This is a genomic window from Patescibacteria group bacterium, from assembly GCA_041665345.1.
Classification (GTDB): Bacteria; Patescibacteriota; Patescibacteriia; order PEXW01; family PEXW01; genus JBAYJA01.
Genome location: JBAYJA010000001.1, coordinates 342,357 through 355,418 on the forward strand (window position 1 = coordinate 342,357; position 13,062 = coordinate 355,418).

At 52.0% G+C, this 13,062-nt stretch carries 13 protein-coding genes; all 13 read left to right on the plus strand.

Annotation, left to right across the window (positions count from 1 at the left end; translation table 11 throughout):
* Nucleotides 1–4: 4 nt before the first annotated feature.
* The 13 genes from hyfB (at nucleotide 5) to WCV85_01865 (ending at nucleotide 13,048) form a co-directional block, all read left to right on the plus strand.
* Nucleotides 5–2,053 carry a hydrogenase 4 subunit B gene (hyfB, locus tag WCV85_01805; protein MFA6473587.1) on the plus strand — a complete coding sequence of 683 codons (2,049 nt, stop codon included), beginning with the start codon at nucleotides 5–7 and terminating at the stop codon, nucleotides 2,051–2,053.
* 2 nt (nucleotides 2,054–2,055) lie between these two features.
* Nucleotides 2,056–2,982 carry an NADH-quinone oxidoreductase subunit H gene (locus WCV85_01810; protein MFA6473588.1) on the plus strand — a complete coding sequence of 309 codons (927 nt, stop codon included), beginning with the start codon at nucleotides 2,056–2,058 and terminating at the stop codon, nucleotides 2,980–2,982.
* Between the two features lies 1 nt (nucleotide 2,983).
* The gene (locus tag WCV85_01815; GenBank protein ID MFA6473589.1) at nucleotides 2,984–3,631 is read left to right on the plus strand and encodes a hypothetical protein; all 648 of its coding nucleotides are present in this window, start codon (nucleotides 2,984–2,986) and stop codon (nucleotides 3,629–3,631) included.
* Nucleotides 3,632–3,635: 4 nt separating this feature from the next.
* Nucleotides 3,636–5,078 (plus strand): proton-conducting transporter membrane subunit, encoded by a 1,443-nt coding sequence (locus tag WCV85_01820; protein MFA6473590.1) that lies wholly within the window; start codon nucleotides 3,636–3,638, stop codon nucleotides 5,076–5,078.
* 1 nt (nucleotide 5,079) lies between these two features.
* Nucleotides 5,080–6,657 carry an NADH-quinone oxidoreductase subunit C gene (locus WCV85_01825; GenBank protein MFA6473591.1) on the plus strand — a complete coding sequence of 526 codons (1,578 nt, stop codon included), beginning with the start codon at nucleotides 5,080–5,082 and terminating at the stop codon, nucleotides 6,655–6,657.
* 462 nt (nucleotides 6,658–7,119) lie between these two features.
* Nucleotides 7,120–7,437 carry a hypothetical protein gene (locus WCV85_01830; GenBank protein MFA6473592.1) on the plus strand — a complete coding sequence of 106 codons (318 nt, stop codon included), beginning with the start codon at nucleotides 7,120–7,122 and terminating at the stop codon, nucleotides 7,435–7,437.
* Nucleotides 7,438–7,534: 97 nt separating this feature from the next.
* Entirely contained in the window at nucleotides 7,535–7,993 is a 459-nt protein-coding gene (locus tag WCV85_01835; GenBank protein MFA6473593.1) for a hypothetical protein, read from the plus strand.
* A gap of 295 nt (nucleotides 7,994–8,288) precedes the next feature.
* Nucleotides 8,289–8,606, plus strand: coding sequence for a hypothetical protein (locus WCV85_01840; GenBank protein MFA6473594.1), 318 nt, complete (start codon nucleotides 8,289–8,291; stop codon nucleotides 8,604–8,606).
* 109 nt (nucleotides 8,607–8,715) lie between these two features.
* Nucleotides 8,716–8,985 carry a hypothetical protein gene (locus WCV85_01845; GenBank protein ID MFA6473595.1) on the plus strand — a complete coding sequence of 90 codons (270 nt, stop codon included), beginning with the start codon at nucleotides 8,716–8,718 and terminating at the stop codon, nucleotides 8,983–8,985.
* Nucleotides 8,986–9,090: 105 nt separating this feature from the next.
* Nucleotides 9,091–9,417 (plus strand): hypothetical protein, encoded by a 327-nt coding sequence (locus WCV85_01850; GenBank protein ID MFA6473596.1) that lies wholly within the window; start codon nucleotides 9,091–9,093, stop codon nucleotides 9,415–9,417.
* Nucleotides 9,418–9,536: 119 nt separating this feature from the next.
* Entirely contained in the window at nucleotides 9,537–10,274 is a 738-nt protein-coding gene (locus WCV85_01855) for a hypothetical protein (protein ID MFA6473597.1), read from the plus strand.
* 122 nt (nucleotides 10,275–10,396) lie between these two features.
* Entirely contained in the window at nucleotides 10,397–11,131 is a 735-nt protein-coding gene (locus WCV85_01860) for a PIG-L family deacetylase (GenBank protein MFA6473598.1), read from the plus strand.
* Between the two features lie 123 nt (nucleotides 11,132–11,254).
* Nucleotides 11,255–13,048: an ABC transporter ATP-binding protein gene (locus tag WCV85_01865; protein ID MFA6473599.1), complete on the plus strand. Its 1,794-nt coding sequence runs from the start codon at nucleotides 11,255–11,257 to the stop codon at nucleotides 13,046–13,048.
* The last annotated feature ends 14 nt before the right edge of the window (nucleotides 13,049–13,062 follow it).

Sequence of the window (13,062 nt, forward strand, 5' to 3'; positions counted from 1 at the left end):
CACTATGCTAGCTAACATTGCTACACCACTGGGTTTCGTCGCGCTCCTCCTCCTCTTCACCGTTGGGGCTATCGGTGCTTTGCTCCTTCATCGGCATGACCACCGAGCGAATGTGTGGGGTAGTCTTTTCGCAATCGCTGGTTCGGTGTGGGGCGTGCTTTTCGCCATTGCGGTACTCGTGGGCGGAAATGACATTGCTGCGGCAGTGCAGCTTTCTCCTTTCCCTTTGTTCACCTTCTCCGTGCACATCGACAAGCTTTCCGCTTTCTTCCTTGCGGTCATTTCGCTCATCGCGCTGTTCTCCTCTACCTATGGCATAGGCTACGTGAAGCACTACTACAAGCAGTACAGCATTGGCGCCCTAGGTTTTTTCTACAACCTGTTCATCGCAGGCATGCTCCTGGTCGTTTCCGCGTCAAACGGGATTTTTTTTCTCGTCGCCTGGGAACTCATGTCCCTTGCTTCGTACTTCTTGGTGGTGTACGACCGTAAGGATGCACAGAACGTGAAAGCCGGGTTCCTCTACCTGGTCATGACGCATGTGGGGACGGCCTTCATTATCATCGCATTCCTCTTGCTCTATACCCACACTGGGTCGTTTGACTTTGCGGCTATAAAGGCTGGCGCCGTGCTCATCCCGGCATCTATGAAGAATGCTATTTTCATTCTGGCAATGGTAGGCTTTGGCACGAAGGCTGGCATCATTCCATTCCACATTTGGCTGCCGAGCGCTCACCCCGCGGCACCTTCACACGTCTCCGCCTTGATGTCTGGCGTGATGATAAAGACCGGCATCTTCATGATGATCAGGCTTTTCCTGGACATTCTCCAGCCTGTCCCGGCATGGTGGGGGCTGACCGTCGTGGTGATCGGACTTGTTTCGACATTGCTGGGCGTGCTCTACGCATTGACCGAGCACGATATTAAACGTTTGTTGGCGTACTCTAGTATCGAGAATATTGGCATCATCCTCCTGGGCGTGGGGAGCGCCCTCACATTCACCGCTCTGGGCATGCAGCCCCTGGCGCTCATCGGCCTGGTTGCGGCGCTCTTCCATACGCTCAATCATGCAACATTCAAGTCCTTACTCTTCCTCAGCGCTGGATCAGTCATCAACCAGACACATACGCGCAATATGGAAGAGTATGGTGGGCTGATGAAATATATGCCACAGACAGCGTTGTTCTTTTTGGTTGGCGCAATGGCTATTTCCGCTTTGCCGCCCTTCAATGGTTTCTTCAGCGAATGGCTGACCTTCCAAGCACTTTTTCAGGGGATTGCGGCGTTAGATTTTTACGCAAAGTGGATTTTCATTCTTGCCGCTGGTTCTCTGGCATTCACCGGTGGGTTAGCATTAGCATGTTTTGTAAAAGCCTTTGGTGCAACCTTCCTGGCCCGGCCGAGGAGTATTGCAGTGACGCACACGAAAGAATCTTCCCTCTCCCTGCGTGTCGGTATGGCTGCCCTCGCAGTATTCGCCCTGGTGTTCGGCGTATTCTCCGGACGTCTAACTTCATTCCTCAATGGTGTTGGTCGTGACCTGCAGGTGTTTCATTCCTCGACCTCCTTCATTTCCATAAATACTCACCAAAATTTGTCGGCTGGGCATTTTGCCTTCGTGTCTCCACTTGCGCTCTTCGTCTACCTCCTCATTGCACTGGTCATCGTCGTGCTCGGGGTAAAGTACCTGGTGAACCGCAAGCAGAAAGTGCACCTTGGCGCCACGTGGGATTGCGGGACAGATTTGAGCCCGCGCATGGAGGTTACTGCTACCGGTTTTTCGCATTCTATTGTTACCATCTTTCAGCGAGTGCTCCGGCCCAGCATCCAGCACGACATTGAGTACCGTGATGACCAGAGTCGCTACTTGCCGAAATCCAGAACGGTGACGCTTGGGGTGAGCGATCTCTACCATACGTACATCTACAACCCAATTCACACATTAGTGACTACTCTTTCCGAACGGACGAAGCATGTCCAAGGTGGGAATATCAACGTCTACCTCCTGTACATCTTCATTGCGCTGCTCGCCGCTCTCGTCGTGATTCGATAACCGTGACCATTTTTTTCTCCATACTCCAGGCCATCCTCATTCCTGCACTCTCGCCGTTGGGTGTTGGCTTGGTGAGGAAGCTGAAAGCAAGGTTGCAGAACCGTCAAGGGGCAAGTGTCCTGCAGCCGTATCGGGATTTGTGGAAGCTTTTTCACAAAGATGAAATTATCAGCACTGACGCGTCGTGGATTTTTCGTTACGCGCCGTTCATCCTCTTCGCGGTTACCCTGGTGGTGAGCGCGAGCATCCCATTCCTCACGGCCATTCCCGGCAGCACATTGACGAGCGACGTACTGGTTGTCATCTACACCCTAGCCATTGGGACATTTTTCTTGGCCTTGGCGGGGATGGATACCGGTGGGCCGTTCGGCGGTTTTGGCGCCAGCCGCGAAATGACCGTATCCGCGTTGGCCGAAGGTGGGCTTATTTTTTCGCTCCTCACCATAGCTTTGCGGAGCGGTACCACCGACCTTTTTGCCATGTCGAGCGCCTCACTCATCTCCACTACCAGCTCGTACGTGCCTGTGGCCATGGCATTTGTCGGCTTCTTCATTGTGCTGCTGGCGGAAACTGCCCGGTTTCCATTTGACAATCCAGCCACACACCTGGAACTCACCATGATTCACGAAGCCATGATTCTGGAACACTCTGGAAAGCGGCTGGCGCTCATGGAGTGGGCCTCAGCAAACAAGCTTCTCATCTTCCTCTCGCTGGGCGCAAACATATTCTTTCCTTGGGGCATCGCACATAGCTTTGGGTTCGCCGAAATGCTTGTGAGTATTTTGGTTTTTGCGGTCAAGATGCTCATACTCTACACAGCAATTGCAGTACTGGAGTCGAGCATTGCGAAATTTCGTTTCTTCCGCCTCCCTGATCTACTCATGGTTTCTTTCATTTTGAACAGTGTGGCTATCGCTTTTCTAAAATAGTATGGACACTACCCCTGAGCAAATCCTCCTGACGATATTCTTCCTCACGATTGTGATGCTGCACATCGTGAAGAAAAACTCTGGCACAGCCATCCTCTACGGCCTACAATCTCTCACTGTCGTTCTGCTGCTCGTGCATACGTTTGCGGCTACCAGGGATATTTCCATTCTCATTATTGCCGCCCTTCTACTTATTGTGAAAGTCATTCTTGCACCAAGTTTCTTCCTGCGTCTCATTCGGAAGCACGAGCTAAAATTTTCAGTCAGCACGTACGTGAACCTACCGTTGACACTTGTCATGGTAACCGTTCTGACAGCCATTGCGCATTCCCAGGTTTTTGGCCCACTCATCAACCACATCCCTGCCAATCAGCAGTACTTGTCCTTGTCCCTGGCTGCGCTGTTCATCTCTCTCTTCCTCATTGTGAATCGGAAGGGTGCGCTTTCACAAATTGTTGGCATCCTCTCGCTGGAGAACTGCATCGTTGCCTTTGCACTTTTTGCCGGTTTGGAGCAGTCACCCGCATTGCAAATTGGCGTCCTCTTCGACATTTCAGTGTGGATTATTATTGCCAGCGTGTTCATCACCATGATTCACAGGCATTTTGGCACGTTGGACGTGACGGAAATGCGGCACTTAAAAGAGTAACCGTATGGAATTGGCACTCATATTTATCCCACTTCTGCTTGCAACCGCAATTGGCCTGCTCATAAAACGCCAGCGGGTCATTGAGTGGGTTTCGGTTGTCGCAACCGTGGTCGCGTTCACCGCAAGTCTCTTGGTCGCCCGCCAGGTGGCTGTGCGTGGTGTGTACGCGGTTGGACAATTTTTTTCGGTGGATGCCCTTGGCGCAATTGTCATGCTCATCATTGCGTTCGTTGGTCTGGCGGTAACTGCATACGCGGTATTCTACCTTCGCACGGAAATGACACATGGGATCATCGGTTTTCGTCGGGTGCGCCAGTTGTACGTGTTGCTCAGTCTTTTCTTAGTGGCAATGTTTTTGGCAGCCACCTCCAGCAGCCCCATTTTTACCTGGCTATCTATTGAGGCCACCACGCTGGCTACTGCGTTCCTCATTAGTTTCTACAACAAGCCCACCGCAATGGAGGCGGCCTGGAAGTACCTGATCATTAATTCCGTTGGTCTGCTACTGGCATTTTTTGGCACGCTGCTGTACCTCACGGTGCTGGAAGGTTCAGGTGGGGCAGATTTTCCAACCTGGAGCAGCCTCCTTGCGAATGCTGCACACCTTGACCCGTTGATTGCGAAAATCGCTTTCGTCTTCGCGCTCATTGGCTACGGGACGAAGATGGGTTTAGCCCCAATGCACACCTGGTTGCCAGATGCGCATAGCAAAGCCCCGGTGCCGATTAGCGCGCTCCTCTCGGGTGTGTTGCTCAACGTTGCGTTCTTCGCAGTCATCAAGTGCAAAGGGGTTACTGACCTCGCCGTGGGTCCAGATTTTTCTCAGAAGCTCCTCATCGCGTTTGGGGTGCTGACGATTGGGATTGCCGCGCTCATAGTCGTCATCCAAAAAAATTACAAGCGTTTGCTGGCATACTCAAGCATGGAGAATATGGGGATTCTGGCGCTTGGGTTTGGCTTCGGTGGGCTTGGCATTTTTGCGGCACTGCTCCACACCTTGTACCATGCTCTCCTGAAATCCGCCTTCTTCCTGACCGTGGGGAACGTTTTCCTGAAGTACGGCACCACGAAAATTCACCAAGTGCAAGGTGCCCTTCGGATCCTTCCGGTAACGAGTGTGCTCTTGCTCATTGGTTTCTTGGCCATTACCGGCGCGCCACCGTTTGGGATATTCTTTACGAAAATATACATTCTGTCCGCTGGTATGCAGCAGCACCCTTTCGTCAGCATCATCGTGTTGCTTTTCATGGCCGTGCTCTTCTACGGCTTCTTCAAGCACATTACCAGTATGGTGTTTGGTACGGCCCCAGCAGACATGCAACCAGGTCAGCAAAGCGCATGGCTCACAATTCCACCCCTTGTCCTCGTCGTCATTGCGCTCTACCTGAGCCTCCACCTGCCAGCATTCCTCAACACCCTCGTCCATGCAGCGGCGGCAAAATACTAGTATGCACGAACTCTTACCAGCCATGGAAAAGTATATCCCAAACGGTACTCGAGCAACGCAATATGGGAACGCATCGGCATTTGCGGTTCCCGTCGGGGACATTGTTCGCGTTGCTACAGACTTGCAGAAACGGCATGGGTTGACCTTCAAGTGCATTACCGCGACTGACGACCGAAACGAAGGTGGGGGATTTACCTTGTGGTACATTTTTAGTGCACGGAACGAGCAAGCATTCGTCATCCCATACATTACCCTGAAGGATACCGATGTATTTCCTTCATTGGCGAAGGTCATGCAAAGTGCATGGAACTTTGAAAAGCGAATTCGAAGCTTCTTTGGCCTGCAACTGAGTGGTCATCCAGATGGTCGCCAAACTGTACTCCATGAGAATTGGCCCACGAATCTTTTCCCGTTACGAAAAGATTTTCAGTGGCAGACCCGTCCTGCAACTGCGCAGGGTGCGTACCCCTTCCAAGTAGTGGAAGGTGAAGGGATCTACGAAATTCCCGTTGGTCCTATTCATGCTGGGATTATTGAGCCGGGACACTTCCGCTTTAGCGTGGCCGGGGAAGAGATCGTGCTCCTGGAGCCACGGCTTGGGTTTGTCCATAAGGGCAGTGAAAAGCTTTTTGAGCAAGTCTCACTGGCGGACAAAGTCCGGCTTGCAGAAAAAATTTCTGGCGATAGTTCATTCAGTCACTCGCTAGCCTTCTGCCTAGCAGTGGAACAACTAGGGAATATCATCGTACCAGAACGAGCAAGTTACCTACGCGTGATCTTTGCTGAACTGGAGCGGCTGGCCAACCACTTTGGGGATATTGGCGCGATGATGCTGGATACGGGTTTTAACTTTGGTGGGAGTAACGGTGCTCGCCTGCGAGAAATGGTCATGCAGCTCAACGAGCGCTTAACCGGCAGTCGATTCTTACGTGGTACCAACGTGGTCGGCGGGGTCACCAAGGATATTGCTCACGATGCGCAGCAGCAACTCGCGAGTGACTTGCAGGCCATGAAGGAGGATTTTGAGGAAGTTATTGCCATTGCGGAGGGCAGCGTTTCGCTCACCAACCGTTTGAAAGGTACGGGTGTTTTGACGAACGCCGTTGCTGCAGAGCACGGGATTGTGGGCGTGTCAGCTCGCGCAGCGGGGATTGCCATAGATACGCGCATTGACTTCCCATACGCGGCGTACGCGAAACTTACTCTTGGTGACATCCCAGTGGAGCAGGCTGGTGATGCTCACGCCCGATTCCAAGTTCGGATAGCGGAAGCGCGGTCCGCAATGGAGATCATCCAGCAAGCACTTCGGGCTCTGCCCGTCGGCCCCATCGTTACTTCAGTTAACCATGTGGTATTGCAAAAAAGTACCATAGCCGTTAGCGCCGTTGAGGGCTGGCGCGGCGAAATTGTATACTTCCTCCAGACTGATACCCAGGGGAATATCAGCCGCGTTGCACCACGGGATCCGTCAATCCTCAATTGGGTCGCATTGAGCCATGCTGGGGTAGGCAATGTGGTGCCAGACTTCCCGCTCATCAACAAGAGTTTTAACCTCTCGTACGCCGGGTATGACTTGTAAGTATTTTCCAGTTCGCCTTTTCAGGTTGTCCACAGGTCCTTGGTACGCCAGGCTGGCAGGGGTGCAATTGTCTGTCAAAACTTTGGCAAAATGCTGATCAGATAGGCATGGAGTCCACTTCTGCTTTTCTGCGTCCGGTGGTAGAATACGGGCATGGAGCGCCAATTGTTCCAGCCAAAAAAGCTGAATTTCAGGAGGCCCTGTTAGTCGCGCCCGCGTTCACCCGCGGGTTTTTTGTAAACACTAAGTTCGTTGACAATTCGTTCAGCCAGAAAGGAGGTTGCCTTCCAAGACCTACAACACACCATATGTCCTCACTTCGACATATTCTTTTTTGAGCCGGTTGGCATTGAGATTAATGGGCAGCTTTTCTGTCAGTTACCGCACAGGGTGCAGAAGACGTACCGGCACAAACACTTTGAGCTTGCCGGCATGCTTTTTGAGACCGTAGAAGAGGTCCTCATGGCTCGTTTGCTCATTGCCATGCGGATTCGCTTCATGCATCACATTCGTTTTCCCATAGCTGACAGCGCCGTCTGTCCGGATTTCACCTTAGACAAGATGTTCAAGTGGGAAACGAACGTTGGTGACCCACACCACGGCAAGATTTTTTTGAATATTGAAGTGAAGCGAACAAATGCTGCCATCCAGCGACATAGTGGAAAGTACACAACGCTTGAAGAAGCGTACGGTGTGCCAACACTCCTTTTGTCTGCTGTCGAAATCACAAAGTACCTTCATACTGGTGCATTACCAATTGTTGCCCTGCAGGCTGCATAACCAAACAACCGAGAACTGGAGGTCCGTCTTCCTTACCAAAAAAGCAAAAAGAGAATTTGAAAATCAGAAAAACGTTGCACTTTGCCCAACGTTACCTATGTCGCGGAGTGGCTTTGAATTCCGCGGTGTGGTGTACACCCCACGCTGTAACCCAGAAAACCATCTTGGGAAACCATGTACCTGTGGTTTTCTAGAAACAGAAGAGGAGTTCCTCATTCAGGAGCTGCTCATTAGTATGGGTATTGAATCCATTCATCACATCCATTTCCCCATGGGAGATGACTGGGGAGTTAGCCCCGATTTCGTCTTCGACACGCTCTTTGTGTGGGATGGAGGACGGGGCGATCCGTACAATGGTCAAATCCTTCTGGGTATTGAAGCAAAGTGCTCAGAAGGTGGCCGATCCACGAGTTACAAACGCTACCGCTTGCTAGCCATGAAACTCCGAGTTCCCATTCTCATTCTCACCCGAAGTGAAATTGAGAAATGGTTCAGCTATGGTCGTTTGCCATTAAAGCGTGCAACCAGAGAGCAGTACGAAAAGTTGGTTGCGTAATTCTTTTGGCCTGTCACATCTCGTGACAGGCCTTCTTTTTTTGCTATACTCTCCATGCAGGCATTTACGGAACTGAAGTGCCAAGGATGGGTTAGCCTGTTGGGCGTATGGGGATGTGAACAAACTCCTTGGAAAAGGAGAGCTAAGAACCTTGAGCAGGGCAACCCATCGCCCTGCTTTTTTTCAGCTTGACGAAGCTTTGGATTCTGCATAGGGTGGAGAGAGAAAAACTGAAAACCAAGGAGGCAATGTGCCAGGTGTGTACTACGAATATGTACGACGATTGAAGATTGAAATGTTAAAAGCTGGAAAACTGAATATCTTTTACGTGAAGGTGTACTACTGCGTTGGGTTCAATGGTGACGAAGAAACGTGCGATGCGTGGTACCAACCTTGCGCGCACTGTGGTCTGCAGAAGAAAAAGCAGCGGACGTACCGGCCGTACGTGGAGATGGTGAAAGTTGAAGTAGAAGCTACTCCAGAAAAAATCATCAAAGACCATTCAGCCATTTGGCAATTAGCAACGGTCGCGTTCTTCCAGGAGCCGGACATTAAAGATCGTCCAGCATACTGCAAGGATTGTCCAAAGACACCCGCAAAATCCAAGACCTGAAAATGTGTAGTTGGCGACCCCCCCAAAGGTCGCCATTTTTTTTGACAGCCGCAGGGTTATCGCCTAGGCTGGAGGCAAAGCATGTACTCATTCCCGTGAAGGAGGGAATATGAAAAGATCCTTTGCTTGCTCAGACCAACATGATGTTATCGCCATTGATCGTGATGACCCGGATCTGCTGCAAATCGGCCACCTCGTTGGGGTGCATGAAGTGTGCGGTGGTACCGTCTTCTGCCGAGCGAGCTCACAGACGCATCATGCAATGTGCTGCAACACCTGTGGTTTACGGGTAGTGGTACCAAACACCATTGACACCTTTGGAGAGCTGCTCGAGCACTTTCAAATTCTGGGTTTCCCAAAGCTCCGTCCATTTGAGTAGCACCATCACAGGACTCCATCTGGGGTCCTGTTTCTTTTGTCTTGACAACGCGTCAGGCTGGTTGTAGGGTGATGAGAAATAAAAACCATCAAACATGGAGGGTTCATGGCACATTTGCACTATGATAACGAGTTAGTGGTTGACGTGGAGGGGGTTGACTACCGGGTGCTCTACACAACCTCAATGGAGCCGGTGGATGATTACTGCGCTGACTGTCGGCAGTATACGGATCCAAAAAATACGGTTTTCCAAGGAAGGGTAATAATCGTACACATTGAGGACACCAGTGCGGGAAATGAGCCGGTAGAACTCACGAGCGATCAGGGGAAAGCGGTACGCGAGGCCTTTTTGGAGGAGGATGAAATTATCCAAAAACGGCAGATCCGGTGTCAGGAATGCTTAGAGGAAATGGGAAGGTCGGCCAGCAGTTGATCATTTTTTCCCCCACCTGGTGTCAGGTGGGGTTTTGTTTTGTCTTGACCTTTTTGCTGATTGTGTTAGGCTCCAGGGAAACCGAAAATTGCACTTCACAATTATACCAAGGAGGGAAAATGCAGAAGTGTTTCATTTCTCTGCTCGTGGTGATGTTTGCCATGATCCAACCCGCGGCCGCACAACGGAAAGCCCCAGTAACCGATGCTAAGATGTTTGAAGTCTCGTTTGCCTGGGGTCGTTCGCAGACATTTGCGTTTCAAACATTCCCCGGCAGTGCGCGAACCGCAAATGGCGCCTTGCTTACGGACACGACGCTTATCCTGCGTCGGCAACCCAGCTTTACGGCCATGGCCTCGTACCAGCCATTCAAGGTCATGCACGTTGGTGTCCAACTCACCAGTACGCCGGATGCACGGGCAATAGAAAGCCAGTACCCCGGCCACGCCGCCGCGGACGATTCCTGGTACAGCATTACGGCCACCGAAGTCCAGTGGGGGATTGTTGGGTTCATTACCACCCCCTGGAGCAACCCGTCCAGCCGCGCCAGCTGGCTCATGTACCGCGCAAAGATTGGTGGAACGTTTGACTTGAGTGGTTATAGCATTGATGCCCTGGTGAGCCAGAGCAACGGTTCGGTTGTGGAACAGCAGCTTGGCCGGATGCACGAGCATCGGTTCTTCGTCTCCCTGGAGACGGGTTTCAAAAATCCTTTTGGTCGGGCTGGCGCCGTCTTTGGTCACATTGGCTACGCCTACTCGTTGTACCAATTTGCGCACGAGGACGCTCCGGGTTTACGTTTTGCACCAAACACCCGCCACCGCCTCACTCTCGGCGTGGGTATCTCCATCTCCTGATCCTTCGTTTTTTAACCCCAGCAGACGTGCTGGGGTTTTTGACATTCGCATTGGCTTTGGGTAGGCTTGGGGCTCGATGGAAAAAAGAAAAATAACAATAGACATAGACAACAGGAGGTTGCATGCAGAAATACGAGGTTTTGGTGTTTTGCGCCCACCCGGATGATGCCGAACGGCACATGGGTGGTACCCTTGCCCACTTGGCGCGTAGCGGCAGGCAAGTGCTGATGATCTCCCTGACCTCGGGTGAAATGGGGACGCATGGTGATTCGGTAACGCGGAAGCAAGAATTTCAGGCTTCTGCCAAGGTATTGGGCGTTGACGGATTGTTGATGCACTTCATGGATACCGGTGTTGAGAATACTCGTACCGGCCAGCTAGAGATTGCCAGGTTGATGAGAGCGCATCAGCCAAGCGTGGTATTTGCCCCGTTCCCGGTGTGCGGTTCAATATTGCACGGCGTCTCCGCGCACACGGACCACTACACGACCGGCGAACTTGTTACGCAGTCCATTCTCCTGGCGAAACTTGCAAAGGTGGATGCTACTCCTCCTCACCGTGTGGAGCACTTGCTCTACTACATGCTGCCGCCGGATGTTGCGCCAAATGTGCTCATTGGCATTTCGGATGAGGATCTGCGTGTCGGTATGCAAGCCATTGCGTGCCACGAATCGCAGCTGGCAAGTTACACCGGTGATGTACCACTGGCGGAGTACCTCACCTCAGTGCGGCGGGTGCAGTGCCGGCAGTACGGTGTTCGTTTGCCAAATGGGTGCCACGTGGCTGAAGGTTTTCTCCACCTTGGTCCGCTGGTGCTCCGCGGCAATTCTCTAAACGTCCTTTTTGGAAAGGTATAAATGTAAAAACCCCAGGGCGAATGTTCTGGGGTTTGACTTTGCGTACAAACTGCAGTACACTGCATTTCGACGATTGACAAACGTCCTCATCTGAGGGGGAGTTTGTGCCATTTCCTTTTCTCTATGTCGCAACATACATCCGCAACATTACGTATATACTGGCAGCACGTGAAACGGTATCCCTGGGTTACCGGCATTGCGTTGGCTGCAATCATTCTCGCTACAAGTGAGGGTGTGGTTTTACCGTTGCTGTTCAAGAAGTTTTTCGACACATTGGCGAATGCTGGTTTTGATCGGAACAGCGTTGCACAGCAGTTACTTCACGCGCTGCTCGCCATTGGTGCCTTGGAATTGTTTGGCTGGGCTATGTACCGGGTTGCCACCTTTGCATCGATCATTGTGCAAGGCAAAGTAATGTTCGACGTGAGTACCATGTCCTTTGCCACACTGCACCGGCACGCCGTGAGTTTTTTCGCCAATAACTTTGTGGGCTCACTGGTGAAAAAGGTGAAGTGGTTTTCTCGTGCGTTTGAAAAAGTGTCTGACGACATTTTCTGGCGCATTATTCCCATGATTGTCAGCTTGGTGGCAATTACCGCCGTGCTCTTTCAGCGTAACGCTACGTTGGGACTCGTCATTTTCATTTGGCTCGTCATCTTCCTTGGCGCGCAGGTGTTCTTCATTCGGTACAAACTCAAGTACGATCTGGCGCGTTCCGCAGCGGAGACCAAGTCCACCGCAATTCTGGCGGATTCCATAACCAACTACAGTACGATTACGCTCTTTGGTGGCTTCCTGCGAGAAGTGCGGCGGTTCAGCCGAGCGATGGATAACCAACGACGGCTGTACATGCTGAGCTGGAATATCAGCGGCATTTTTGACTCGGTCCAAGGCTTCCTGATGATTTGCCTGGAGATAGGTGGTTTCATTTTGGTCATCCACCTGTGGAAGCAGGGGACACTCACGCTGGGAGACTTCGTACTCTTCCAGTCGTACGTGTTGGTGCTCTTCAACCGGCTATGGGATTTTGGCCGTGTGGCTCGGGACGTGTATGAAAGTTTGGCAGACGCCGATGAAATGACCGTGGTGCTGCAAACACCCCTAGAAGTAACGGACGTCGCCACAGCCAAACCCTTGGTTGTTTCGAGCGGTGCCGTACGCTTTTCTACTGTCGACTTCAATTACCGGCGAACCCGGCGCGTGCTCCATGGCTTCAGTCTGGACATTGCACCAGGAGAGCACGTGGCACTGGTTGGCCCATCCGGGGCGGGGAAATCAACGGTCGTCAAAATTTTGCTTCGGTTGCATGACGTTTCGGGTGGCACCATTACCATTGATGGTCAGGATGTTTCCAAAGTCACGCAGGAGAGTTTGCGTCAGAACATTAGTTTGGTGCCGCAAGATCCGGTACTGTTCCACCGTTCGCTCATGGAGAACATTCGGTACGGCAAGCCGGAGGCTACGGATCAGGAAGTTATTGCGGCAGCCACCGCGGCTCACTGTCATGAGTTCATTCAGACTTTCCCTGAGCAGTACAACACTTTTGTGGGTGAGCGCGGGGTGAAACTCTCCGGGGGCGAGCGCCAGCGCGTGGCCATTGCCCGGGCAATGCTCGCGAATACACCCATTCTCGTCTTGGATGAAGCGACATCCAGTTTGGATTCCGAATCTGAACAGCTGGTGCAGGCCGCCTTGGCGAAGCTTATGGCCGGGAAGACAGTCTTAGCAATTGCCCACCGTCTTTCAACGATCCGCGCGATGGACCGCATTGTGGTCATGGACAATGGTCGCATTACGGAAACCGGTACGCACGATCAGCTGCTGGCTATGGAGCTGAGCCTGTACGGCAAACTTTGGAACCTCCAAGTTGCGGGTACGGGGGTGTTACCGCAGGTTGCAGAAGAAGACGAAGCATAGTGCAAGCAAGGTGC